The following is a 25,789-nucleotide window of genomic DNA, read 5'->3' on the forward strand; positions in this document are numbered from 1 at the left end:
AACGCTTGCAACATTTAGGGCTTCAGATCAAGTAATTCTAACTGTAACAGAATTTTAATTCTTAACCTAAAACAAATGTATAAAAATTATGCACAACTTGGTCGTGCCCTACACGATCAAACGCAACAAATGAAAAACAGCGATCGCCCAGATATTTGGGGTAGGCCGCAATGGAGGGGAAACATTATGCGCATATCGCTTACAACCATACTGATGTCTTGTTGTCTGCTTCATGTTGGAGCTAAAACGTATGGACAGGACATATCGATACATGAGAAATCAGTGTCGTTGAGAAAGGTTTTTTCAGAGATCAATAAGCAGACCGGCTATTCTTATGTATGGGCGGCCACAACTATTGATCCAGATACAAAGGTTAACTTAACTGTAAAAAAAGAATCGTTGGGAAATGCACTTGGGAAGTTATTGGACGATTTGGATCTCGATTTTGAGATCAAGGGGAAGATTATTGTCGTACATGAGAAATCTCAACAAACACAACGTTCGATCGCTAATCAGTTAATGACAGTCAAAGGTTTTATTGTCGATTATAACAATAGACCGCTTCAAGGTGCAACCATTCGTGTTAAAGGTGTTCCAAAAGGGACCGTTACAGATCAAAATGGACATTTTGAAATTAACGGTGTTAGTTCAAATAGCTTTTTGGACATTACAATGGTCGGATTTGCTCCGCTTACAATTGCAGCTAAGTCCGATTTGGGTACGATCACCTTAAGGGCCCTGGATGAGCAATTGCAGGAAGTGAACATTACGGTCAATACAGGATACCAAAAAATAAGCAAAGAAAGAGCAGCAGGTTCAATTGCGCAGGTCACTGCCAAAGACATGGAAGGACGGCTCCAGCCTAATTTGCTGGACCGGATCGATGGATTGTTGCCCGGACTAAATTTGGTGCGAAATACCTCAAGTCCGCAGAATAATAAAAATAATCTGGGTATTGAGGTTCGCGGACGATCTACAATCAATGCGCAGGCTGCGCCTCTGATCGTCGTTGACGGTATGCCTTTTGAAGGCGACTTAACAGCCATTAATCCCAATGATATCGCTTCCATAACGGTTTTAAAAGATGCGTCGGCAGCCTCTATCTACGGCGTACGTTCCTCCAATGGTGTCATTGTGATCACAACAAAAATAGGCTCTGCAGGTAAAACGAAGATCGACTATAGCAATACACTTTCTTTTAGGGGACTTCCAAGCCGTAGCTATCTTAATCAGATGAGCAGTGCTGAACTGGTCAACTTTCAAAAAGAAATGTTTAATTATCGTTCGGGCGATTATGCTGTTATTGATCCAAGAAAAGCAATGAATGATGTGTATCGGATTTTGTACGATCGTAAAGGTGGCGTTATTTCGGAAGAAGAGATGGAAAAACGTTTGGATGTATACCGAAATCGTGACCGCTTCAGTCAGATGGATAAGTTTCTGAACACTACTCGATTCGATCAGCAACATAACCTCGCTGTTTCGGGAGGCTCCGATCGTTATACCTATCATTATTCCCTCAATTATACCCAACCAGGAGATTATAATAAAGGCCGTGCAACAAATAAGGAACTGGGATTCAGTCTGAAAAATAATTTTAAGTTTACCGATTGGTTTAGTTTACGCGCAAACGTATTAGGGAAAAATCAAAATAGAGAAGGCGATATTGGCTTCAATTTCTACGATAACTATATGGGGGGCAAGGCATCCTATTATCTTCTTGAAAATGAAGACGGTTCTCCGGCGCAATGGTATAATTCAAAATCGCAATTTGAGATTGATCGTTTGAATACCTTGGGACTGGAAGATGAAACTTATATTCCTTTAAAGCACGTAGCAGCGATTCATGAAAAATTTTATAATAAATACCTCAATTTGAATTTTGCAGCCAACTTTAAGCTACTTAAAGGGTTGGACTTCGATCTATCCTATCAAAGTGAAAGAACAGAAGGGTATAACGGAACTTTAAATAGGAAAAATTCCCAGTCCGTTGTAGGTATGGTCAATGACGCGACCCAAATTGGAAAGGACGGGTCAATCAAGCGCAATATTCCGCAGGGGGGACAATTTGCCGAACAACGTAACGATGTCAACAGCTATACCTTACGTGGTCAATTCAATTATCAATATAACAGTCGGGATAAACATGAAATTATAGCTATTGCAGGTGCTGAGCGCAGGCAAATTAACAATCGTTATACAAATATTTATAAATATGGGTACGATGAAAGCAGTTTAGTCTATAAGGGGATTAATGAAGAGCTTTTTGGTATTCAGATCCAAAATACACAGGCACTTTTTAATAGCTATACTATTTCGAAAAAAGAGACTGGATTTAAGGATCTAGTCGATAGATTTGTTTCCTTCTATGCCAATGGATCTTATACCTATGATCGTAAGTTGACTTTGAGTGGAAGCATCCGGATGGATCAATCTAATTTGTTTGGCACAAATATCAAAAATCAATACAAACCTCTTTGGTCCATAGGCGCTTTATATCATCTGCCAAAAATTGATTGGGAACCATTAGATCGTTGGTCGGTGCGTGCGACTTATGGCGTAAATGGAAATGTGCCAAAGGATAATGGACCATATTTGATTTCAAGGGTGAATAACAATCTGAACTACTTTAATGGTGAAATGCAAGCCTACATTGATTCTCCGCCTAATCCATTGTTGCGATGGGAGCGAACAAAAGTATTCAATGTTGGCTTTGATTTCTCACTATTTAAAGATAGACTTACAGCTACCCTTGATATCTACAATAAGAAAACTTCTGATTTATTGGGGAATACACCGTTGGATCCAACCTTGGGATGGGATATGGTGTTGCTTAATTATGCTGATATGCAGAATAGAGGGATCGAGTTGGGGCTGAATGGTAAGGTGATTCAACGTGAAAACTTCAGCTGGAACAGCACAATAAATTTTAGCTACAACAAAAATAAGATCACAGACCTCTACGTTGAGCAGAATACACCGTATTACTACTATTATGCTCCTCAAAATCGTGTTGGAATCCCAATGGGTAGTTTATATAGCATAGATTATGCGGGATTAAATGATAAGGGACGACCTTTGGCACGAAAGGCTGATGGTAGTCTGGTCGAGACCACGCAAAAATTGACAGTCGATGATTTAATTTATGAAGGTACGACAGTACCTCCCTACACTGTTTCTTTCAGAAATGGATTTCGATATAAAGATCTGACGCTTTCCTTTATGTTCATTTTCAATGGTGGTCATGTGATGCGGGGAGTTCATCCAGAGTTCCTGAGTAAATACGCGGAGCTTAACTACAATAGTAACTTCGACAAATTATGGTTGAATTATTGGAAGAACCCTGGTGATGAAAGTAACCCTGATATTGCTCCTGCATTTGTTTCTGCTGCTTCAGGCAATATTTCGGATATTTTCAATGCCGCACATAAATTTGTTCAGAAGGCTGACTATATTAAATTGCGCGATATTTCATTATCCTACAACCTTCCTGCACAATGGATTGCACCGACAAAACTTTCTTATGTGCGTCTAACAGGACAGGTATTGAATGCATGGCGTTGGGTCGCTAACAAGGATAATCTCGACCCCGAGGTTTGGGCTGGGTATAGTACGGTAACGAGTCCAAGTAGAGGTATACAAGCACCAATAATTTACAATTTAGGTGTATCTGTAGGATTTTAATAAGAAAATATCATGAGAAAAATATATATAGGATTGCTATTCGGTTTATTGACATTGAATAGCTGTAGTAAATATCTGGATATCAAACCAAAAGGTTTTACAATTCCAGAGAATCTGAATGATTACAAATTGCTGCTAAACGATCAATCTTTAGTAAGAGCTTCCGCTGTTTATCCGAACTATTTAGTAGATAATTTACAGTCCGGAGACCCTCAGGATGTACAATCAGCAGCAAGCTATGACTATTATGACTATGTGAAAAAACAACTCTATAGCTTTGCCCACGGTGCTATATTTGAAGATGGCCAGTATGATCCATACTGGGAATCGGCTTATAGCCATATATTCACTTACAATGTTGTTATTAACAATGTATTGGCAGCAACAGAGGGCTCCGAGACAGAAAAGAAAAGGGTTTGGGCTGAGGCTAAGGTCGGTCGTGCATTTGAATACCTTAGTCTAGTGAATATCTATGCCGCGCATTATAATCCTGTAAGTGCAACAAAAGATCTAGGGGTACCTTTGGTGCTGAAAGAGGATATCAATCAAAAATATGAGCGCGTGTCTGTTCAGGCGATCTATGATCAGGTAATTAGCGATCTTAATGATGCGCTACCAAATTTGAGTACAGTGCAGTCAAATAGATTTCAAGCAGTGCGTTCAGTCGGCTTCTCTTTTCTAAGCCGTGTTTACCTCTATCAGGGAAAATATAAAGAGGCCCTTGAGAATGCAAAACAAGCACTTGCTGTCAATAAAACGCTCATCGATTATAGTTTATATACCAATAAGGATAAGACGACTTGGGGGCGGGTTTGCCTAAAAACAGATAATTCTGTCCAATTTCCCGACTCCAGAACGAATACGGAGGCCGTATGGTCTCGGCTAGGAACAAGTTCCTTAGGTAGTCCGAATGCCGAATTTTATGCCTCTAAAGAGCTGATTGACACTTATGCCAAAGATTTGCCTGCAGGTGCAAAGGACAAACGTTATGAATTATTTTTCTGTCGCGATCAGGCTTCTTTAGGTGCTACAATAGTAAAATTTCCAGGGCGGGTTCTTTTTGCTCCCTACGTCGAATTTAGTACTGGATTTAATACGCCTGAATTGTTTTTGATTGCTGCAGAAGCCGCTGTTCGAACAGGTAATGCGACAGAAGCACTAAGTTTCTTGAATACATTAAGAAATAGCCGAATAGAGAATAATAAAGCGTTAACCTCAACGGATTCAAAAGTTGTTTTACAGACTGTACTTGACGAAAGACGTCGCGAGATGCCATTTATGGCATCCGATAGGCTGATTGATTTGAAACGACTCGCTATAGTAGACAATTTTAAAAAGTCAATCCAACATCCATTGGCAGGGAAAGTTTTCGAAATGGAATCCACGGATGCCCGGATGATACTTCCAGTTCCGCCCAAGGTACTTTCGTTGAATCCCGGAATTCCACAATACGAACGATAACAAAATTAGATGTAGACCGCTCATCCTAATCAATTTCTATCATCATAGAAATTGATTAGGATCTTAATAAAAAAAAATGAAAAAGATACTATTGACAGCACTGGCTTTTTCGCAGTCGATGCTATTACTTGCGCAAGAACATATACAGTTTCAGAAGATCACTTTTGATCAGGCAAAGGAATTGGCTAAGCAGGAAAATAAGCTGATTTTCCTGGATGGATTTACCTCCTGGTGTGCTCCTTGTAAATGGATGGAAGGGAATGTGTTTTCACAGCCTGAAGTGGCTCGTTATTTTAACAGCAGGTTTATCAATACAAAATTTGACTGTGAGATAGGAGAAGGTGTAGATATTGCTAAATTATACCAAATCAGAAGTTTTCCTACTTATTTATTTTTAGATGGACAGGGGACATTGATCTATAGAACCCAGTCTCGAATGGAAGCTGATCTTTTCCTGAAACAGGCACAGCAAGCTAATGACCCTAATTTTCAGATCCCCAATTTGCGTAAATCGTATGATTTGGGTATGCGGGAGTCGAATTTCCTGATCCGCTATATTAAAGTGATGGAACAAACCGATAATCAAGCAGCAAATGCAGCAAAAAAGGCATTGGACAGTGTGGCTACCGATGAATTCTTGAAGAGCCCAAATGGATGGGAGACCATAAAAATGATGGCACAGAGCCTGGATGATCGCTACGGTAAATTTTTTGAGTCTAACAAAGCTTATTTTAAAAGCATAGCCGCACCAGCAGATTTTGCAAAAAAGGAGGCCCAGCTGCTACGATATGCTATGTATGGTTATATTAGGGACAATAAAGCCGATGAATTTAACGCAGGAGTAGCCTATTTTGAAGGGTTAAAAGATCCAGAACAAAAAATTGAAGCAGCATTGTATAAAGTAGAGTGGACCGCAGCACATGGAACCGATAAGGAGTTTGTTGTTCTTACGAATACATTGAGAAAAGGCCTGCTCAAGAATGAAGATGAACGGTTGAGTTTTATTGCCCGCCGCAATGCCAATGCGAAGGGAACTGTTGCAAATCCAGTTATCCTAAAACAATGCTATGTGCTGGCTAAACAGGCCGTTGTATTGAATCCATCAAGTTATTCCAATCAAGGAACATTGGCTGATATTTGTATCGCATTAAAGAAAAAGAAAGAAGCCGTCCAAGCGGCAGAAGCTGCGCGTGGCTTGGCTGAACTGGAAACTTCAAAAATTATTAAACTGGCCGATGCTCTTGTGGCGCGTGCTAAAGCACTGTAATTATCAACATGAAAAAAATAGCTACATCGTTATTCTTGGTTTTAAGTTGTCTCGGGACAGTATTGGCTCAAGGACAGCGTTTTCAATTAACAATAAAGGGAAAACAATTTCCCGCAAAATCTAAAGCATTTGTTCGCTACATCGTGGACAGAAAATTGACAATTGACTCTATTAATTTTGGTCCCAATGATGTTATCTATAAAGGGGAAATCATGGAACCAACGCAAGTCATGTTATTTTATTCCAAAGATGGAGCTTCCTTCTTTAATCGCAAAGGTGGACCGATGGAGCGTCTCACATTTTATGTAGACCCTCAGGAACCCAATACGCAAATCACTGTTCAAAGTCCTTTCGAGTCTTCACAGGTACAAGGCGGGAAACTGCAGGTAGCCTATAAGCAGTATCAAGACTATCTAAGCACCTATGAGAAGAAGCTCATGGTTCAGCAATCTAAAAGAGCTGATCTGTATCAAGCAAAAAATCGTGATGAAAATGCACTCAACCAAATTGGGCTAGAAATAGATAAGATCGAAACAGAGCGTAAGAAAGCGCAGCGATATTTTATAGTCAATAATCCAGACAATTACTTCAGTTTATTGGCCTTGCAGGAAGTTGCTGGCTACGATGATAATGTGGTTACCACTGAACCTTTGTTTTTCAATTTGTCATCAAGATTAAGGCAGGCTGCAATCGGGAAAAAATTAGAAGCAGATATTCAACTGGCAAAAAAGCTAGGAATTGGACAGCCAGCGTTAGATTTTGCACAAGTAACTCCTGAAGGTAAAGAGTTAAAACTCTCAGATTTTAAAGGTAAATACCTGCTATTGGATTTTTGGGCGTCATGGTGTGGTCCTTGCCGTGCTGAGAACCCTAATTTGGTTAAAGCCTATCAAAAGTTTAAGGGATCAAAATTTGAGATACTGGGTGTTTCACTAGATAAACCCGGGAAGAAAGATAACTGGATGAAAGCGATTGAACAGGATGGATTAACCTGGCCCCAGGTGTCGGATCTGAATGGCTGGCAAAATCAAGCCGCTCAATTATACGGTATTCAGGCTATCCCGCAAAATTACCTCATCTCTCCCGAAGGTAAGATTGTTGGAATCAACTTAAAAGGAGTAAAGTTGATAGAGAAACTCGAAGAGCTACTTAAATAAATTTTAAGGAGGGGCAAATCGCCCCTCCTTAATTATGAACCTTTGATAGCTGCTATCGCTATGGGGTCAGTTTTCTGTAATAGCGTTGCTCTTTGGGGGGCTAAGGTAAGGGCTTGCCGCTTATTCGCCATTTCTCTGCAATTCCGTTGGTGTTTCTCTGCTATTTCTTTGGTATTTCTCTGTTATTTCGTTGCCGTTTCTTCGGTGTTTCTCTGCTGTTTCTTCGCTATTCCTTTGGGATTGCTAGGGGGCTGATTCGCTTCTTCTTTGCTATTTCTTTGTCGTTTTATTGGTGTTTTATTGGTGTTTCTTTGCTTTCAAAGCAAAGAAAAGGTAAGCAAAAAGTCAATAATATGCAAAGTAATATGTACTCAGTACATCGGCATAAGTTATGCAGAATGCACGAAAAGGCAAATAGATTTTTAGCGGAATGCCACTAGGAGGAAATTTGTTGCTTAAAGTCTGCTATTTTTTCCTTCAGACTATTGAGGTGTTCAGGACTGATTACGCCATTATCCTGATCAAAATTTTCGTAAAATTTGGGAAGCGAAAATGTTTCTTTAATGATTGCTCCAAACTGCGGGAAAAATTTCTGCGCTTCGGCCATCACATTTCCACCACCATAACCTCCTGGTGAAGTTGTCATAAGCAACATGGGTTTATCCTGGAAAACTTTAACATTTATTCTAGATGCCCAGTCGAATACATTTTTAAATGCTACGCTATAGGAGCGATTATTCTCTGCGAGGGAGCAAATGATCATGTCACTGGAGGCTATATGATCTAGGAAAAGCTGTGCTTCCTGTGGGAATCCATTCTTTTCTAGGTCTACAGAAAAGACAGGCATGTTATAGTCATTCAGGTCGATCAAATTAATCTCGTGCCCCTCGAAGCTTTTAAGTACAAATTTGACCAATTGTTTGTTAATCGATGTGGAAGAATTACTCCCAGCGAATGCAAATATTTTCATGTTTTATCCTTTATGATTATCGGTTGCTTAAATTTAGTCAATTTCTCGAAACAATTGGAGATTTAGACTTGACTTGTCGTTTCTGATAGGTTTTGATTATATGGTATAATTTTTTGAAATCCTCACTATGCATATTTCGTTCATTTATTATCATGATTAAATTATTTGTTGCCTGAAGTTTTATGGTTCTGAATTTAAAATATTTTTCCTCCTTACTGAATAACTTTATGATATTAAACGGATTCAGAAAGTGATTCATATCAATCACTTTTTTTGTGTATCTGGTTATATGACACATATTTAAATCCTTTCGATATAATCCACCTAAGTTTACTTTGGTAAGTGTATCTCCAGATATTTCGAAGTGCTCAAATCTCCAAACGCCCGTAAATATGATGAGCCCACAGCAAGTCTCCCATATTATCCCTAACAGAGAAATGGAATACTTAGAAATTATTATTGGGAATATAGCAATACAACCAAAAAGAAGAATAAGTATAGGAAATGTATGATCACAGCGCAACTTGATATTCTTTTTATCCATTAGAAATTGCTGTTTTATTTTTCCGTTTTAAAAATAGCGTATAATGGAATATCGTAATAGCGGCCGTCTTTCTTTAGATGTTGTTTTAACAGGGCCTCTTTTTTCATTCCTATTTTTTCCATGACTTTTCCCGATGCTGGATTATGGGGGAAGTAGGTCGCAAAAATTTTGTTAAAGTTTAATTCTTTAAATCCAAAATCAATGATCGCTTTTGCAGCTTCGGTGACATAACCTTTATTCCAGTAAGGAATAGCAATCCAGTATCCCAACTCAGCCTTATCCGAGCCTTCATCATGCAGACCAATAGCTCCGATCAGTTTTTTATCTTTATTTCGAATAGCAAAAGTGAATCCTTTACGATTGGCAAATGCTTCTTCTGCTAATTTAAGCCAGTATTCAGCATCCTCCTTTCGGTAAGGATAGGGGATATTTGATGTGAAGTCCGAATAGACCTTGTCTTGCAGGTATTCAACAATCTGTGGAATATCAGTCGTGTCTATTGCATTGAGAATAAGTCGTTCTGTCTCTAATTGTGGGAAATCTTTCATCTGATTAAGTCTTCAGTATGGCTAAAATGAAATTAGGGGTTATTTAGTTTTTATAAATGTAGGGAAGTTTTATGAGATTCTTTTGCTTATATTTTTTCGGGTGTAATAACTATAAATTCCAGTAATAGTGATTAAGATCAAAGTTATCAATAAGCCTATATATACATTGAAGAACATATGGACCAGTGTAAAACCAATGAGTCCAATTAGGATTTCTAAAAAAGCTTGCTTTATACGGGACGGAGGATTTGAGTTCTCAAGGTATCTGGTATACTCTTCTATAATTGGTCGATCGGTATCGGTCCAATCAAAATGCGATAGCTCTGCCGAGGGGACCCATATTGCTTGGACATATTCTAGCATGGCAACTTCGCCAGAAGAAAAGGTGCAGAGAACAGGATAGCGGCAAAGTGCCGGACTTTTATGGCCTTGTTGCGTCATCTCTAAGGGCCTTCCGACAAGAATATCTATACTTAGCTCCTCCATAATTTTGAGCGACAGATTTGCTTTCGTTGGCAGGTGGGACTCGGTTATGCGACCAGGAAATTCCCACTTTAAGGCATGTGTCACCGATGGCGGGCGCTGACAAATGAGTACCTTATCATCCTTCCTTATAATCGCACAAGTCAAATAATGCATAACGGTTTAAAGATAGAAATTAGGAACTAGATTCTTTACTTTCAATCTGATGACTTTCAAACAGCTCAATGCGGCCTTCAATAATCAACAAATAAAAGTTTTCAAAACAATCCTGATAGATCTTTTGTTCCAATGATTTTATTTCTTCAAAGAGATGTTCTTTCGCTACTGCAGCGTAACATAGCTCATTTTTTGATGTTGTTATCGTTTCTTGGCAGGGTGTATCGTGAAGCTGTTTGTACAGGTCGCCTAAATCTGAAATGTCTTCACTACGGTGGTAGGAGGGATGAAACCATACCCAAAAGTCTTCTTGATTTTTATAGGGATGAGGTAATAATTGAACAGACGTATTTCTGAATAGATCTCCCGGATGCTTTTTATAACGGAAATGAGTGGCTGTGGTCTTTAAACTATTCATAAAGTTAATTTGTTTGTAGGTTTACAAAAAATAATTCAAGAATAAAGATGTCATCTTAAATATAGGTATTTTTTTTAGTATTAAAAATTTACAGTTGACGTTAGCACTAATTAGATCGCGATAGGATACAGAATACCACAGTCACAAAGCTGCACTTGAGCTGTTCCGCTAAAAAATGTAAATCGTATTCATTTTATGTTATCATCCCCAGAGCATTTTGATGAGAACGGATATTGTGAATACGAATAATCCGACATAGAATATGTTTGTCCCATGTTTTCTGTCATTATCCGAATAGGAAAATATCCGTTCGCCATTCGGTAGGCTCTTTTTGGAACTAAACAGCATATACCCGATTGCAATTCCTAAAAGTCCACCTAGAAATGCTGAAATATAGCCGAAAATAATCCAATACTTCTGCTGCGGTTCCGGTTCCCGTAGTTGCATGAGCCGCTTCTGTTTCAAAAGATCAAGCTTTTCCTGATCCATCTCTTTCCCTCTTTTTACTAAAATTTCTCTAGCCAGTGCGTAGTCCAATTTGTTCCATTCATCGGATTTTTGAAGAATTTCTAAGAGCTCTTCGTCGGAAAACTGATACAGGTAATGGTCGTCTTCAACCAAAGGGAGAGACTGCATTTCCTGCTCTTCTAAAATAGATTCTGCATTTGCGAAATTGGCAGGATCTATTTGAACCTCATATTGATATCCAACCGTGTTTCCGGAAAATGTAATATCCACAGGGGGTACATTATCTGCCAACCGCGTTGTTACACCTTTTTCCGAAAGTAGTTTATGACATTCTTGAGCTTCTTCTAAACTAGAGAACCTTTTTAACACGATATATGTATCCATGTGATCAATTATTTTTTAATCCCTGTATTTATCATTTGACAGTCCAATGTTGTATGCAATCTTGGCTATTTGCCCTAACACCACAAAATCGGACGTGAATGTGTAAATAATGGATTAATTATGTAGTGTCTTTTTTGAATAAAGTTAATAAAGCCGGTTTGATACTTTTCAGCTTAAAGATAGTAAAATCAAATTCTATTTTATAGAAACAACAATAGAATCCCAGCTATAAGATGAAGAAACATTTGATTCATCACATTTTTGGTGGTATTCGTCACATTTTTCTGTTTTATGTTTTCATTTCAATTAATATTGCCTCATCAAAACCAATAACATGAAACTGAAAGACGTAAGAAAAATAGAATTTTGGATGGCAACGATCGTATTTGTCGCTGTTGTTTATGCTTTGCTTGTTGATACAAATAATCGGGATGATAGCGGTATGCATAACTATTTCCTTCACCAAAAAATAAGCTACTCCTATTTCTTTAACTTTTTTGTGCCGAATTTTATCATTGATTTGCTGCTATATGTGATGTTTCTCCTTTTAAATTTTGTCCTTATTCCTTCCCTCATCAACAGAAAACGGGAGCTGCTGAATTATTCATTACTAGCTGCTCTGATCTTGACATCTGGACTGATTTTAGGTGTATGCCGGACCTATAGCCACGCCTACGAATTGAAGGATTATGACAGTATTCAAAGAAGCTATAATAGTATGTTTTTTAAGGCTTTTGCGCAAGCTATTTTATTAACAATTATAATTTCTTTATACACCTGCGCGCAATATCTGATCAGCTATTTGCTTAAAAGCAAGGCAGAAAATCTGACCCTGCAAAAGCAGCTAAAAATGGATTTATCCTTTGGAATAGGTTTCTGGTTTATTGGATTGTTTTTTTTGATTACATCGCGATCCCATTTACAACTTTCGGTATTATGGACTTTGGTCGTATTGTCTGCGGTCGGTATTGTAATCTATTCCTTATACTATTTGTTGCCAAAATTACAGGAAAAACAGAAGAAATTCCGTGATTTCTTCTGGACTATCTTTGCTATTAGCTTGGTTTCAGTCCTGCCATTAAGTGTGCCCGCGTTATTTTTCTTTAATCAGACAAACGAAGTGGTCTTTATCGTTGCGATGTTTCATTTACCCACGCAATTATTGGTTAGCACGCCGCTGTCCTGGTTTCTCTTTAAAAAACGTCTAATGCGTCAAAACGAAATAGCCTCCCTACGTACAGAGCTCGGGCAGTCGGACGCGAATCTGACCTTTCTAAAATCTCAAATAAATCCACATTTTTTATTTAATGCCTTAAATACATTGTATGGCACTGCATTGCAGGAAAATGCAGAACGGACGGGGGAGGGAATTCAACGCTTGGGTGATATGATGCGGTTTATGCTACATGAAAATACACAAGATAAAATTTCGTTGATGCGTGAAGTTGAATATTTGAATAATTACATCGCCTTACAAACGCTCCGGACTTCAATGTCAGACAAGATTACCCTTATAACCGAAATAGAGGAACAGTTTGAAAATTACCACATTACACCTATGTTGCTTATACCTTTCGTTGAGAATGCATTTAAGCATGGTATAAGCCTTCAGAACTCGTCTTATATTAAAATCTCTTTGCAAGTGCGGGACCAAGTCCTGTTTTTCGATGTGAGCAATAGCATTAATCCAAAAAGTGATAACGATCCCGAAAAACTAAAAAGCGGCGTAGGCTTGGAAAATGTAAGACAACGCCTGTCATTACTGTATCGAGATCGGCATGAATTGATGATACATGAAAATGCCAATGAGTTTTTTGTCCATTTAACATTACATCTTTAGATCAAGATAGTTCCACTATTTTTCAATCCATTATTCACCTGATTTATCGGTTTCTTAATTAACAGCAATGAAAAAAGTACTTGTTTTTTTGCTTGTGACCTTGTTTTGTCTAAGCAGTCATGCTCAGTTTAAATTGAGCGGTAAGGTTTGGAATTATGATCCAAACAAGACCTTGGAAATCAATATTCCTCTTGTTTTCGGTTTTTATAAAGAAAATTCGCAACGGATAACCGTTGCCGGCGATGGTACATTTGAGGTCGCGCTGCCAGTAACAGCTCGAAAATCCGCGACACTAATTTACAGCGGTGTATTTCAAACCTTGTTATTAAGCCCCGGTAAGGATCTTATCGTGAATTTAACTGATAGTACGATCGTATTTACATACGGTAGTGCTTTAACAGAAAATAGAACTATTCAGCAAATAAAACTGGATGAAGTGCCGTTTTTTATGAAAGCCCCAGCCTTAAACAATCTTGCTAAACGCTCTTTGGCTGAATTGAGACAGCAGCTGTTAATTCCCTTTTTAGCAGATTGCAATCAAATGAATGAAGTGATCCAAACTACTTCATTGCCCAGCCAACTAAAAGACTATATCCGTGCTGAGCTTTACGCGCAAAGAATTAACCATCTGAACGATTTTGCCCGTGTAGCTGAATTGCCAAAGCCGACCTCAGATAGTTTAGTGCTAGAACTGTTTGGAAAAGCATCGATTAATTTACAGGATAACTTTGGAGGCCCCTCTTTCTATTCTTTCCTTGACAATTACCTGCGTTATTTGGAAACGAAAGCATTTGTTAAGATTCGGTCGGAGAAGATCTCTTCAAGCGAGCCAATCCCTTATTTCGGGATAAGCCTAGACAGTGCAAACAGATTAATGAATAGCTATAGTAAAGATTATTGGCGGTTTATTGGTGCTTTAAATAATTTTCCCAAGCCTATCGTAGAAAAATACAATTTTCAGCAACTGGTCAATCTATATCATGACAGGGACTTACCACATTTAAAAGCATTGGCAGGAGCGCATTGGAAGATATTTCCAACGGATAAGCATAGGCCGCTCGTTGAACGCTATATTGCCGATCTTGACTCTCTTTTGATAGCGAATAAACAGAACAAACAGATCCGGTTGATTGAGGATGATCGACCTATTTCATCGATCTACGACCTGATTGCTGAATTGAAGGGAAAAGTGGTCTATTTGGATGTTTGGGGTACCTGGTGTGGTCCTTGTAAATTTGAATTGAAATATACACCTGAACTGAAGAAAAGATACATGGATAAAGATATTGCCTTCGTTTATTTGGATATGGATGAAGACCATCGCGATCAGGACTGGAAAGACTTTATACGCGTCAACAATTTAACCGGAATCCATTTACGTAAAAATAGGAAACAGATTGAGCCCTTTTGGAAGGAATTACTGCTAAATGCAAAAGACAAAGCGGAATATTATCCGCAATATTTTATATTTGATAAAACAGGGAAATTAGTTGTAGAAAAGGCTCTTCGACCAAGTAATGGGAAACAACTGTATGACCAAATAGATCAGATTTTAAATCAATAATTGTTATGATAGCCATCGCGATAGATGATGAACCTGTAGCATTGCAGGTTATTGAACACCATATAGCTAAAGTCCCTTTTATTGAATTAAAAAGTACATTTACGGATGCGTTTATGGCGATTGATTATCTCCAGAAGGAGCAAGTGGACCTTATCTTTTTAGATATAAAAATGCCCGATATTTCAGGCATAGAGTTTCTGCGTAGTTTGAATACTTCGCCAATGGTGATTTTTACGACGGCTTATTCTGAGCATGCGCTATTGAGTTTCGAGCTCGACGCCATCGATTACTTGCTTAAACCATTTTCTATGAGCAGGTTTTTGAAAGCCTGCAGCAAGGCGAGCGAATTGTATAGCCTTCGGGCAAAAAAGCTACAGCATAACAAAGACTATCTGTTCGTCAAAGATGGCTATGAACATGTTAAAGTTGAAATTGATCGTATCCTGTATATTGAAGCATCAGGTAATTACACCCAGATACATTTGGGCGATAAATGTGTTAGCTCCAGAATTACCATTAGCGAGCTGTTGGAACTGCTCCCGAAGAACGAATTTTTTCGTTGCCATAGAGCATTTATCGTCGCACGAAGTAAAATGATTAAGTTTGACAAAACCCAAATTTGGGTAGCAGACCGGGTTATTCCCATTGGAACAACGTATACTGAATTGAAATTATATTAATGCTAAATACGCATTTTTTGATAAGTTAGGGCTGGTTAGAAAGGTAGGGAAGGGGCTGTGCTGTCAAAAGGTTAAGGGGGCGTGTTTAAGTTTTTAAGATAAATTTAATACTTTTGTAGCAATAGATCATTTGTGTTGTCAATTTTTAAAATTTAAAGTCATGTAATGCATTGTCGATATTTAGGAAGAAAGTAAACAACGGGATTTACCCGATTTGTTTACCATATACCTATGTCTTCAATTTTTTAGTATGGATTTAAATTTTAAAAATGGAATCAACAAAATATGGTCGTACCTATCATTTCCCATTTTCGCCAGGGACAAGCAGCGACGATCGTTTTAATCAACATTATTGGAAGGATATACAATCTTTCCATAAACTGTTATTTACAGAAAAATTAGATGGTGAAAATAATTGCCTTTCACGGCGTGGAGTATTTGCACGATCCCATGCGGCTCCAACCACGTCGCCATGGACAGCTCAGCTTCGGGAGCATTGGTCTAGAGTAAAAAACGATCTGGATGATTTAGAGTTTTTTGGTGAAAATCTTTATGCTGTGCATTCTATCGAATATGTGCAACTTGAGCACTATTATTATGTTTTTGCTGCTCGAATTAAAGATCAGTGGCTTTCATGGGAAGAAGTTACTTTTTATGCCAGTTTATTTGATTTGCCTACTGTACCTGTTTTGAAACTCGACATGGTAAAGGATTTGACTGAGTTAGAACTTCGGCGTTCAGTCGAAAATTTGGCCATGCAGTCTTCTAAATTTGGATCGGTTGACCCTAAAACTGGAGAAGCATGTACGATGGAGGGGTTAGTCTGCAGAAATGCTGATGCATATACTGTCAGTGAATTTCAGCACAATGTTTTTAAATATGTTAGAAAAGGACATGTGCAGACCGACGAACATTGGACAAAATCATGGCGAAGAACAAAAATGATTTGGGAAAGGAGGGATTTCTAATGGAATGGACAATAGCAGTAAATAAGAATTGGTCGGCTTTAGAGGAGCAATTTTCTTGGGTCAGGGATATGGAACAGGTACAACAAGATCCTTTGCATCATGCCGAAGGGAATGTCGCGATTCATACCCAAATGGTATTACAGCAGCTGGAAGCATTGCCTGGATACCGGAATCTGGATTACCAAAAGCAGGAGCTTCTCTGGGCATCCGCTTTATTGCATGATGTCGAGAAGAGATCGACGACAATTGTTGCTGCAGATGGTCGTATCAGCTCTCCAAATCATGCCAAAAGAGGAGCACAGACCGCACGGGAGATTTTATTTCGTGATGTGGAGACCCCTTTTGCATTACGGGAGGAAATTGTCGCATTGGTACGCTATCATGGATTGCCATTGTGGTTGATGGAAAAAGTCGATCCAATGAAGAGCGCCTTGGAGGCGTCATTGAGTGTCAATATGGGCCAACTTAAGTTGTTGGCCGAAGCAGATGCTAAAGGAAGGTACTGTGCCGATTTGGATGCTTTGCTCTACGCATTGGATATGTTCGAACTGTATAGTAAAGAGATTGGCTGCTGGGATGCCACGCGTTCTTTTTTGTCCGAAAATGCACGATTTACATATTTTAATGGAAACAATAGCTATGTTGATTATGTGCCTTTTGATACATTCAAATCCACGGTGACTGTACTTTCAGGTTTGCCGGGAATGGGCAAAGATTATCAGATTTTAGCCATGAATACCGACCTTCCTGTTATTAGTTTGGATGACATCAGACGCAAATATCGCATTGATGCTACTGATAAAAAGAGAAACGGATGGGTTGTACAAGAAGCAAAAGAGCAAGCAAAAAAATACTTACGCTGGGGACAGGATTTTATCTGGAATGCCACCAACATAACTTCCCAGATGCGAAAACAATTGATCGATCTCTTCGTAAGCTATCAAGCCTATGTGAAATTGTTGTACGTTGAAAAACCCTATAAGATTTGGCGCGCGCAGAATAGCGATAGGGAGTACCCACTGCCAGAAGTTGTCTTGGATAAAATGTTTCATAATTTGGAAGTTCCCCAGTTGACAGAGGCGCATGAGGTTCACTACATTACGGCATAGCGGATGCTTTTAAGTAGGCGGTATTTAAGCAGGATTGTGCTGCATTTTTGATTGATTTTGCGAATCAGCCCACTTATTTGGATAGGGGGCTGATTTTTTATGTAATACCTTTTTTCGGAGAGAGATACAATTTTTAGCTACTTTTTCAATCGCTGTAGCAACATAGATAAAAGCTCCTTTTCCTTGATATCGATGACATCCATGTCGATCCAAAAAGATGCAGGTTTTGTTGATAGATTGCGGTCAATAAAGCTTAATAAATAAATTAGACCGCTTGTTTTTTCTTTTTTTAACGATGAAAGGTCATTTAATTTTATAAAAATAGAATTTGTCCGATATAAACCAGTAACAAAATAATCGATATCCGTCCAAGGGATTTGCTGCGGTTTCAATACGCTGTTATTTAGTAATGTATGCTCATCTATCGTGAGTGCGGCCTCTCCTTTTCGATAGCGGTTCAACTGTTGTAGTCGAAGATAAAAAACCGTTGCCGCAACGAGTATCCATATCGTCGAGGTTAGCTTAAAAATAAGATCATAGTATAACCAAGCATACAACCCAATGACTGCTGGAAGAAAACATAGCAGCATGCTGATGATAATTTTTCCTTTGCTAAAATTAATTTTGATCATTGCTTTCTCTTTTTTCAAAAAGTACAAACTCCGCAAAAAATGGAGCCTGCCATTTTCATCATAGCTCCAATCTGTTAATCATATTATTGGAGCACCTGTTATAAAGATAGGGGGTAAAAGCCATTGAAACTATTCCGATTTATGATTCGTGCTTGTTGAATGATTATTCGTATTACTTGAATTTATCTTGCCATCCCTTCCGTATTGAGCTTATTTGAAATGGGACCGCGTGTCTTTTTTTTGATAAAAGGAATGAGTAGCTTTGTTTGTATAATAAAGTGATGGACTGTTGGAAAAACTTAAAGAACATTTAAAGAAATTTATCGATGTCGATCCGGTCGAATTAGAAGAAATATTGCTTTACTTTAAGACGAAAACGGTCGCGAAAAAAGAAAATATACTGGAGGAGGGCCAAGTGTGCAGATATAATTTTTTTGTATTGAAAGGTATTCTCCGTAAATTCTTTGTTAATGAAAAGGGAGTCGAACAAACGACTGAATTCGCAATAGAAAATTGGTGGATTACAGACAATATGGCTTTCGAGCATAAGCTTGTTACGTCATTTTACATTCAGGCCGTAGAGACGTCAGATTTAGTTTATATCAGTCAAGAAAATCAAGAAAAATTGGTTGCTGCATTTCCGATCATGGAGCGTTATTTTCGCTTTGTTTATCAAAGGGCTTATGCAGCTGCGCAAATGCGGGTTAAATATCTATTCTCTAAATCTAAAGAGGAATTCTACCATGATATGCTCCGTAAATATCCTCAGTTTGTACAACGTGTTCCGCAATACCTGATTGCTTCATATCTGGGATTTACTCCAGAATATTTAAGTGAAATCCGTAAAAAAATACTTCCCTGAATCTGCTGCTATAATCTCGTTGCAATTGAAGGCTAGTAGCATTGGTCCGAATCTGCAATGCGAAAAGGGCTAATTTGAAATTGCAGCTTGTGTTCTTTTGCATAGTCTTGCACTAATTTTTCGAATTTTTCCATTGCCTTTTCCTCAGAAGCAGCAAAACAGTGCAGGTTTAATTCCAAAGGTTTCTCTGAGGTGGCAGGATCGATACGCAATTGTTCAAGTTCGGAGAGGACAACAGCAAAAGAAGTTTTACAGATCTCAACTTCTAAATGCGGCCCCATTAATTGAGATGAAATGCTATAATAAGAATCGTTATTTTGGATTTCTTTCTGAAAGGGATCTAAATAGGTTGTAACAATAGATCGATAACCATATTTAGCATTACCAAAAAAGTGATCAATATATTCCTGTGCTTTTTCATATGTTGAGAAGACACCTTCCAGATTGGTGAATAAATCTGGATCTTCTTTTACTTCTTTTGAAACTACTGTATATACCTTAATGGGGTTGGTTGTCATATTTTGTATGCTACTGTTTGTACATTAAGTAAAAGTAAGTTTTTCTGCAAAAAAACTAATTTAGACTTTTGTCTATGAGTGATTCTAAGATAAAATCCTCGTTTTAAAATAAAAAATTTCCTTTGTTAACTTGTAGCCTGTTTAGAGCAGGTGTTTGTGCTTTAAAGTTGTATATAATTTTCGTATTCTCCAAATTTTTTACTGATTGTTTTTATTTGCTTTTCTAAAATAATGCGGATTGAACATATAATCCTATTGTCGAGCTCGCTTTATTACCAAGCTCCTCCTGCATGTAGCCTGAGCCCAGGTAGAGTCTACTTTTTTAGCTGATTCCAATGTGGAGCCACCTTGTTTACACGGTTGGGGCAGGGCGATGTAGGACAAGAGCAATAAACCAATTACTTCTGACGCCGAATGATGGAAACCTGTTTTGACTAACTCATCAGAAATATGGTTTTGTTCCCAAGTCATATTTTTTCATTTGACCGGGCATAGAAAATGCATGCGATCTTTGCTTCTCTTGTTGATGAAGACTTCTCGGTCATTTCGGTCTTTTGTTTAGTTAAGTGTGTATTTTTTTTATTTCTTTAAATTTAATTTTCTTAAATTTATTTTAATTTAAAAGATAGTGAAATTATAATTAAAAAAGGTTTCATTTTGTGTCAAAACTATGCTCTTTTGTCTCAATTTATTTTTAAATTTTATTTGCTTTGAAGCCTGTTGAGGGCTGTTTTTGTTCGCGTAATGTTGTTTTTTGACTTAAGTAGCACCTGTTCTCTTTTTCTTGTCGGAATCCAGCGATTTGTTTTTTATAGCCATTCAAACGTTTTCGTAAATAAATGGATTAAAAAGGTTTGATTGTGTTTTCTTAATTAATACTATTGTTTTGTGTTGATTAAATAATAACCAATTGATATTAATGACTAAAAGGTCTTGTTTTTAGGCTTTTTATAGTTCTATTTATTAATAACCAATAAATCTTAATCTATGAGAAAATTTAATCGTTTGATTTTCGTTAGTTTTTCTTTTTTGTGTATGCTATTGCTGTCTACAGGAATTGTTTATTCACAAGGAACTGGAAAAGAACTAAAGGGTATCGTCAAAACAAATGATGGTCGTTTTTTGGAGAAAGTTACCGTTTTGGTGAAGGGAACTTCAACGGGTACAGTAACAGATAGCTACGGTCGCTTTAGTTTTAAATTGCAGCAAAGTACTGCTAAGGTTACTTTAAGTTTTACCCATACGGGATACTCGTCCAAAGAACTTGAAGTAGAAGTGGGTAAGGAAATAGAGATCACCCTTTCTGAATCTACTGAGAATCTAGATGAAGTCGTCGTTATTGGATACGGAACTGCCAAACGTAAGGACGTGACAGGCGCAATTGTTTCGGTGCAGACCGAAAAGCTTGAAAAGGAGGCGCCCAGGTCTGTTCAGGATCTATTAAGGGGGAATGCCGCCGGATTGGTGATTGGACAGGGTAATTCGGCTAAGGGTGATGCCGATTTGCTTGTAAGGGGAAAGGGAACATTGAAAGCTGGCAGCAGTCCACTAAATGTCGTGGATGGCGTTATTTTTGACGGCACATTTGCTGATCTTAATCCCAATGATATTCAGTCAATCGATATTTTGAAAGATGCGAGTGCGACTGCTGTGTACGGTGCAAAAGCGGCAAATGGCGTTATCTTAATTACGACAAAAAAAGGTAAAAAAGGAAAGCCAACGATTACGTTCAATGGTAATTTTGGAATGGTAGAAAATGCGGGGATGCCACGCGTAATGCCCGCTGATGAGTTTTTGAAATATCGCTATGATTTTGAAGTAGGCCGAAGAACCGCAGATTATCTTAAAGCACATCCCGAAATGTTTGTGGACCCAAGACTGCTCAATGGAACCAATCAATTGGACTGGTATAATTACGATCAAAAGACCCCCGTTATAAATGTAACAGAGGATCAGTTGATCAGGTCTTGGCTTTCTCGATTGGAGCTAAAGACTCCGGAAATTGAAAATTACATGAACAATAAGATTACGGATTGGCAGGATTTGGTTTTTCAAAAGGGGATCCAGCAGGATTATGCTGTTGCTGTATCGAATAGTAATGAAGCGTCAAATTATTATTTGTCCTTGAATCATGTTGATAGAGAGGGGATTATATCGGGTAATAGATTTAGGAACTTTCGTACTAGATTAAATTTAGAAACAAAGATTACACCCTATTTAAAAGTTGGTGCTAATACTAATTTTGCGGTTCGAAATGAAGGTTTTTTACAGGCGGATTGGAAGCAGTCTGCGGTGATATCTCCTTATGGATCAAATAATATCGATGATCCTACAAGTATTTATCAAAGACTTCCTACTGGAGATGTTACACCGGTAAATCCTTTTTTTGATAATCAATTTAGAGATCGAAAAGATCATTACAATACATTGAATTCCAGTTTGTACGGTGTGATTACTTTGCCTTTTGGTATCGAATTACAATCCAATTTTACGCCTTCGTTTATCTGGCACGAGTATTATAACCACGATTCTTCTAAAAATCCCGAGTGGAAGGCAAAAGGTGGAAGTAGCGAACGCTCATTTGAAAAAACATATAATTGGCAGTTAGATAATGTATTGCGTTGGAAGCGGCGTTTTGATGTACATAATTTTGAAGTCACATTGCTTCAAAATGCAGAGAAAGGGCAGTATTGGCGAACCAAGGCCACAGCTTCTCAGTTTGTTCCTTCTGATGTTCTGGGCTGGCATCGTCTGCAGGCTGGGACAATTCCTTTGAACGAGAGTGAGGATACTTATCGTACAGGCGACGCACTGATGGGGCGTCTGTTTTATTCCTTCAAAGATCGTTATATGTTGACAGCTTCTGTACGACGTGATGGGTATTCAGCCTTTGGCGCTCAAAATCCAAGAGCAACCTTTCCCGCCCTGGCTTTTGCCTGGGATTTTACAGCGGAGGATTTTATGAAAAATACCAAATCCTGGTTGGATTATGGTAAGCTTCGTCTATCATGGGGAAGAAATGGAAACCGCGATATTGGAATGTATGAAGCTCTTTCCGACATGACCTCGGGGTTACATCCCTATATTGATGCGAGTGGAAACCTCTATCTTTCATCTCAGCTATACGTGAATAGAATGGCCAATTTGGGCTTGAAATGGGAAAATAAAAGTTCGTACAACGCTGGTTTGGACTTTTCGATCTTCCATGGTCGTCTGAGTGGCGCACTGGATTTTTATACAGCAACAACTCAGGATTTATTGGTAGATCGTGCATTGCCAGAAATTATCGGATTTAACAGTGTTGCCGCCAATCTTGGTGAGCTCTCAAATAAAGGTTTTGATATTACCTTAAATAGTAATATCATGAATAGGGGGGATTTTAGTTGGAATGCGACGGCAATCTTTATGTTGAATCGGAGAAAAATTGTGAAGTTGTATGGCGATATGGTGGATATAAAAGATAGTGAGGGAAATATCGTCGGCCAAAAGGAAGCGGACGATGTTAAAAATAGATGGTTTATTGGACAGGATCCCGACAGGATATGGGCCTACAAACGAAATGGAATCTGGCAATTAGGGGAAGAAGAAACGGCAGCAAAATACGGCAACCAACCTGGAGATTTTAAATATGTAGATCAAAATGGAGACGGGGTACTAACGGATGCTGACCGCGTGTTTCAGGGGTATACAACACCGCGTTTTAGGTGGTCATTTCGAAATGAATTACGTTATAAAGAGCTGAGCTTTTCTTTCTTTATGTACTCCAATTGGGGACATTTCGCAGAATTCAATCGGGCCGCAAACAATAGTAATTTTGCAGATCGGAGTACGGATTATGCGCTACCGCGATGGACGCCAGATAATCCGATCAATGATTATGCCCGAATTGGTTCCAAAAATAACGGGACTAACTACATTAACAAATCTTATATCAGACTGGAAAATATTGTATTATCATATTCCGTTCCTAAAACACTTTTACAGGCATTAAAAATCCAGCAGTTACGTGTGTCGGCATCTGTGAGAAATGTAGCCTATTTGACAAAAGATTGGAGATTCGGTGATCCTGAAGCTTCAGGTGATCCAACTCCTCGTACGTATAATCTTAGTTTAAACCTTACCCTTTAATTTTTAGATCATGAAATTGAAAAAAAATATAATATTTAGTTTATGTATTGGTTCAATGGCTGTTTTTACATTTTCTTGTAGTAAGGATTGGCTTAAACCGAAACCTTTGTCTTTCTATGAACCTGATGTTGCACTAGCCGATGCGCAAGGTATGTACTCCGCTTTAACGGCCTGTGAAAGAAATATGCGGCATGAGTTTTTTGGCGATGCTGCACCAATTTTGACCGAGATTATTCAATCTGAAGTAGCGGTAGAGGGTACGACAGATAAAGCTGGTCCACAAATGGATATGGATATTGCACTGCTCCCCGATGCAGATCTCAATAACAACGATAGAACTAAAGTCGGTTGGTATTGGTACGAGGGATTTAAGGGGATAAAATACGCTAATCTTATTATTTCAAGAATAGATGCAGGAACTTTTAAAGACGAAAATGAAAAAAACGCGATTTTAGGAGCAGCTTATTTTCAACGTGCCTATCGTTATTTTAAATTGGTGCATCAATTTGGCGATGTTCCTTTTATTGATAAAGAAATAAATGAACCGAAATATGATTTCTATAGTTACGATCGTTGGAGCATTCTCGAAAAATTACGGAAAGATCTGGAGTTTGCCTACCAATGGGTACCCGAAAAAGTAGACCGTGGACGTACGTCCAAATCTGCTTGTGGTATATTGTTGATGAAGGTATGCATGGCCTTGGCAGATTTTGATCGGGCAATCGCTATTGGAAAAGAAATTGTCGCTATTCATCCACTTATGAAAAGCAGATTTACGGTGAATAAAAGTAAACCAAATACCAATCTGATGTTTGATCTTCATAGTGTTGAGGCAAAATTAGACGGGGCCAATACCGAAGGTTTAATGTATGTAGTTTCTTATCCTGGAGTTGATGGTTCTGATCGTATCAGAACAATGCGTAATGGCGTTCCTTTCTGGAATAACGGCGGTATAAAAACACCGGACGGAAAAACGGGGACAGGCCTATCATTAGCAGCGGATGAAACGGATCTTTCATTGGATTTAAATAAGAACTATGGTCGTGGTATAGGACGATTACGTCCAACTTGGTATTTTACAAATCAGATTTGGAGATCTGGGAAAGAAGATAATGATTTGCGGGGGATCTTTAATCGGGATAGTTGGAGAAAGATGGAAGATTTGAAATATAATGAGCCCAACTTAAAAAAGACCGGCAATCCCTGGTATGGAAAAAATCTAGTTAAACCGGCGGGGATGAGTGTTGAGGATTCAATTCGTCTATGGTTCTCTTGGCCGCATTATAAATTATTTGTACCGGATCCATTGCAGACACAATGGGAGGGCGGGGAAACCCCATGGTATATTTATCGTTCTGCGGAAGTCTATTTATTGTTGGCAGAAAGTTATTATTGGAAAAATGATCTTGGTCAGGCTGCCATTGCCATTAACGAAGTCCGTCAACGCGCCGGTGCATCACAGCTGACGGCAGACGAAATCAATATCGGTGAGCTATTAGATGAGCGTGCACGTGAGTTGTATTATGAAGAAAACAGACATATTGAGCTCGTAAGGATTGCCTATATCTACGCAAGAACCCGAAAACCATGTGAAATATTTGGTGGTCGTGTCTATGATTTAAAACAGATTAGTGGTCCAGGAGGAACGAACGCGAATATTAAACAAGCTGGAGTTAATTTTTGGTACGATAGAGTGGTTGCTAAAAGTAATTTCTATAACAAAGGGGTCAAACATAAATGGGCCGAATATAAAATTAGTGTGCACCATATCTTATGGCCTGTGCCTGCCAATGCAATTAATACAAATATCAAAGGTGTTATCAATCAAAATATAGGTTATCCGGGAGCCGAGAAAAATAAAACGCCGTTATTGGTTGAAGATAAGTAACAAGTGTTTTCAAACGTTTTCGTAAATAAATCACATCATTTGATTCATTTCACTTATATT

Annotated in this window: 19 protein-coding genes; 12 read left to right on the plus strand and 7 right to left on the minus strand. The window is 38.4% G+C overall.

What is annotated here, in order from left to right; all coding sequences use genetic code 11:
• Positions 1 to 75: 75 nt before the first annotated feature.
• The 4 genes from A9970_RS00695 (at position 76) to A9970_RS00710 (ending at position 7,569) form a co-directional block, all read left to right on the plus strand.
• The gene (locus A9970_RS00695) at positions 76 to 3,684 is read left to right on the plus strand and encodes a SusC/RagA family TonB-linked outer membrane protein (protein ID WP_182980958.1); all 3,609 of its coding nucleotides are present in this window, start codon (positions 76 to 78) and stop codon (positions 3,682 to 3,684) included.
• 12 nt (positions 3,685 to 3,696) lie between these two features.
• Entirely contained in the window at positions 3,697 to 5,145 is a 1,449-nt protein-coding gene (locus A9970_RS00700; protein WP_182980959.1) for a RagB/SusD family nutrient uptake outer membrane protein, read from the plus strand.
• A gap of 76 nt (positions 5,146 to 5,221) precedes the next feature.
• A complete protein-coding gene (locus A9970_RS00705) occupies positions 5,222 to 6,412 on the plus strand; it encodes a DUF255 domain-containing protein (protein WP_120334830.1) in 1,191 nt (396 codons plus the stop codon).
• A gap of 8 nt (positions 6,413 to 6,420) precedes the next feature.
• Entirely contained in the window at positions 6,421 to 7,569 is a 1,149-nt protein-coding gene (locus tag A9970_RS00710; protein WP_182980960.1) for a peroxiredoxin, read from the plus strand.
• Between the two features lie 436 nt (positions 7,570 to 8,005).
• On the opposite strand, the gene A9970_RS00715 is transcribed toward A9970_RS00710, so the two are convergent.
• The 5 genes from A9970_RS00715 to A9970_RS00735 all read right to left on the minus strand — a co-directional run bounded on the left by A9970_RS00715 (position 8,006) and on the right by A9970_RS00735 (position 11,540).
• Positions 8,006 to 8,539, minus strand: coding sequence for an NADPH-dependent FMN reductase (locus A9970_RS00715; protein WP_075991829.1), 534 nt, complete (start codon positions 8,537 to 8,539; stop codon positions 8,006 to 8,008).
• Positions 8,540 to 9,097: 558 nt separating this feature from the next.
• Positions 9,098 to 9,631, minus strand: coding sequence for a GNAT family N-acetyltransferase (locus tag A9970_RS00720; RefSeq protein WP_182980961.1), 534 nt, complete (start codon positions 9,629 to 9,631; stop codon positions 9,098 to 9,100).
• 69 nt (positions 9,632 to 9,700) lie between these two features.
• Positions 9,701 to 10,270: a hypothetical protein gene (locus tag A9970_RS00725; protein WP_182980962.1), complete on the minus strand. Its 570-nt coding sequence runs from the start codon at positions 10,268 to 10,270 to the stop codon at positions 9,701 to 9,703.
• Positions 10,271 to 10,289: 19 nt separating this feature from the next.
• Positions 10,290 to 10,688: a hypothetical protein gene (locus A9970_RS00730; RefSeq protein WP_182980963.1), complete on the minus strand. Its 399-nt coding sequence runs from the start codon at positions 10,686 to 10,688 to the stop codon at positions 10,290 to 10,292.
• 201 nt (positions 10,689 to 10,889) lie between these two features.
• Positions 10,890 to 11,540: a hypothetical protein gene (locus A9970_RS00735; protein WP_182980964.1), complete on the minus strand. Its 651-nt coding sequence runs from the start codon at positions 11,538 to 11,540 to the stop codon at positions 10,890 to 10,892.
• Between the two features lie 334 nt (positions 11,541 to 11,874).
• Here A9970_RS00735 and A9970_RS00740 point away from each other — a divergent pair, with 334 nt between their 5' ends.
• The 5 genes from A9970_RS00740 to A9970_RS00760 all read left to right on the plus strand — a co-directional run bounded on the left by A9970_RS00740 (position 11,875) and on the right by A9970_RS00760 (position 17,701).
• Positions 11,875 to 13,380 (plus strand): sensor histidine kinase, encoded by a 1,506-nt coding sequence (locus tag A9970_RS00740; RefSeq protein ID WP_182980965.1) that lies wholly within the window; start codon positions 11,875 to 11,877, stop codon positions 13,378 to 13,380.
• 67 nt (positions 13,381 to 13,447) lie between these two features.
• Positions 13,448 to 14,944, plus strand: a complete 1,497-nt coding sequence (locus A9970_RS00745) for a TlpA disulfide reductase family protein (protein ID WP_182980966.1) — start codon at positions 13,448 to 13,450, stop codon at positions 14,942 to 14,944.
• Positions 14,945 to 14,949: 5 nt separating this feature from the next.
• Positions 14,950 to 15,624 (plus strand): LytTR family DNA-binding domain-containing protein, encoded by a 675-nt coding sequence (locus A9970_RS00750; protein ID WP_182980967.1) that lies wholly within the window; start codon positions 14,950 to 14,952, stop codon positions 15,622 to 15,624.
• A 269-nt stretch (positions 15,625 to 15,893) separates the two neighbouring features.
• Positions 15,894 to 16,592 (plus strand): RNA ligase family protein, encoded by a 699-nt coding sequence (locus A9970_RS00755; protein ID WP_182980968.1) that lies wholly within the window; start codon positions 15,894 to 15,896, stop codon positions 16,590 to 16,592.
• Positions 16,550 to 17,701 (plus strand): AAA family ATPase, encoded by a 1,152-nt coding sequence (locus A9970_RS00760; RefSeq protein ID WP_259655303.1) that lies wholly within the window; start codon positions 16,550 to 16,552, stop codon positions 17,699 to 17,701. Before A9970_RS00755 ends, A9970_RS00760 begins: the two co-directional genes overlap by 43 nt.
• A 137-nt stretch (positions 17,702 to 17,838) precedes the next feature.
• Here the strand turns inward: A9970_RS00760 and A9970_RS00765 are convergent, their stop codons facing one another.
• Complete coding sequence (locus tag A9970_RS00765) at positions 17,839 to 18,333, minus strand: STM3941 family protein (protein WP_182980969.1); 495 nt, start codon at positions 18,331 to 18,333, stop codon at positions 17,839 to 17,841.
• Positions 18,334 to 18,622: 289 nt separating this feature from the next.
• On the opposite strand from A9970_RS00765, the gene A9970_RS00770 reads away from it, so the two are divergent.
• Complete coding sequence (locus A9970_RS00770; protein WP_259655304.1) at positions 18,623 to 19,195, plus strand: Crp/Fnr family transcriptional regulator; 573 nt, start codon at positions 18,623 to 18,625, stop codon at positions 19,193 to 19,195.
• A 32-nt stretch (positions 19,196 to 19,227) separates the two neighbouring features.
• On the opposite strand, the gene A9970_RS00775 is transcribed toward A9970_RS00770, so the two are convergent.
• Positions 19,228 to 19,713, minus strand: coding sequence for a hypothetical protein (locus tag A9970_RS00775; RefSeq protein ID WP_182980970.1), 486 nt, complete (start codon positions 19,711 to 19,713; stop codon positions 19,228 to 19,230).
• 987 nt (positions 19,714 to 20,700) lie between these two features.
• Between A9970_RS00775 and A9970_RS00780 the strand changes: the two genes are divergently transcribed.
• Both A9970_RS00780 and A9970_RS00785 read left to right on the plus strand, forming a co-directional pair.
• Positions 20,701 to 23,841 (plus strand): SusC/RagA family TonB-linked outer membrane protein, encoded by a 3,141-nt coding sequence (locus tag A9970_RS00780; protein ID WP_182980971.1) that lies wholly within the window; start codon positions 20,701 to 20,703, stop codon positions 23,839 to 23,841.
• Positions 23,842 to 23,851: 10 nt separating this feature from the next.
• Positions 23,852 to 25,729 carry a RagB/SusD family nutrient uptake outer membrane protein gene (locus A9970_RS00785; protein WP_182980972.1) on the plus strand — a complete coding sequence of 626 codons (1,878 nt, stop codon included), beginning with the start codon at positions 23,852 to 23,854 and terminating at the stop codon, positions 25,727 to 25,729.
• The last annotated feature ends 60 nt before the right edge of the window (positions 25,730 to 25,789 follow it).

The sequence above is a fragment of the Sphingobacterium sp. UME9 genome (assembly GCF_014170215.1).
In the GTDB taxonomy this organism is placed as follows: domain Bacteria; phylum Bacteroidota; class Bacteroidia; order Sphingobacteriales; family Sphingobacteriaceae; genus Sphingobacterium; species Sphingobacterium paramultivorum.

What these genes read in the sequence shown, in the direction of transcription:
- A9970_RS00720 (WP_182980961.1), bottom strand. Translation starts at nt 9,631, where the DNA reads ATGAAAGATTTCCCACAATTAGAGACAGAACGACTTATTCTCAATGCA.
- A9970_RS00695 (WP_182980958.1), top strand. Translation starts at nt 76, where the DNA reads ATGTATAAAAATTATGCACAACTTGGTCGTGCCCTACACGATCAAACG.
- A9970_RS00760 (WP_259655303.1), top strand. Translation starts at nt 16,550, where the DNA reads ATGGCGAAGAACAAAAATGATTTGGGAAAGGAGGGATTTCTAATGGAA.
- A9970_RS00710 (WP_182980960.1), top strand. Translation starts at nt 6,421, where the DNA reads ATGAAAAAAATAGCTACATCGTTATTCTTGGTTTTAAGTTGTCTCGGG.
- A9970_RS00780 (WP_182980971.1), top strand. Translation starts at nt 20,701, where the DNA reads ATGAGAAAATTTAATCGTTTGATTTTCGTTAGTTTTTCTTTTTTGTGT.
- A9970_RS00765 (WP_182980969.1), bottom strand. Translation starts at nt 18,333, where the DNA reads ATGATCAAAATTAATTTTAGCAAAGGAAAAATTATCATCAGCATGCTG.
- A9970_RS00745 (WP_182980966.1), top strand. Translation starts at nt 13,448, where the DNA reads ATGAAAAAAGTACTTGTTTTTTTGCTTGTGACCTTGTTTTGTCTAAGC.
- A9970_RS00740 (WP_182980965.1), top strand. Translation starts at nt 11,875, where the DNA reads ATGAAACTGAAAGACGTAAGAAAAATAGAATTTTGGATGGCAACGATC.
- A9970_RS00715 (WP_075991829.1), bottom strand. Translation starts at nt 8,539, where the DNA reads ATGAAAATATTTGCATTCGCTGGGAGTAATTCTTCCACATCGATTAAC.
- A9970_RS00725 (WP_182980962.1), bottom strand. Translation starts at nt 10,270, where the DNA reads ATGCATTATTTGACTTGTGCGATTATAAGGAAGGATGATAAGGTACTC.
- A9970_RS00775 (WP_182980970.1), bottom strand. Translation starts at nt 19,713, where the DNA reads ATGACAACCAACCCCATTAAGGTATATACAGTAGTTTCAAAAGAAGTA.
- A9970_RS00730 (WP_182980963.1), bottom strand. Translation starts at nt 10,688, where the DNA reads ATGAATAGTTTAAAGACCACAGCCACTCATTTCCGTTATAAAAAGCAT.
- A9970_RS00700 (WP_182980959.1), top strand. Translation starts at nt 3,697, where the DNA reads ATGAGAAAAATATATATAGGATTGCTATTCGGTTTATTGACATTGAAT.
- A9970_RS00750 (WP_182980967.1), top strand. Translation starts at nt 14,950, where the DNA reads ATGATAGCCATCGCGATAGATGATGAACCTGTAGCATTGCAGGTTATT.
- A9970_RS00755 (WP_182980968.1), top strand. Translation starts at nt 15,894, where the DNA reads ATGGAATCAACAAAATATGGTCGTACCTATCATTTCCCATTTTCGCCA.
- A9970_RS00705 (WP_120334830.1), top strand. Translation starts at nt 5,222, where the DNA reads ATGAAAAAGATACTATTGACAGCACTGGCTTTTTCGCAGTCGATGCTA.
- A9970_RS00785 (WP_182980972.1), top strand. Translation starts at nt 23,852, where the DNA reads ATGAAATTGAAAAAAAATATAATATTTAGTTTATGTATTGGTTCAATG.
- A9970_RS00735 (WP_182980964.1), bottom strand. Translation starts at nt 11,540, where the DNA reads ATGGATACATATATCGTGTTAAAAAGGTTCTCTAGTTTAGAAGAAGCT.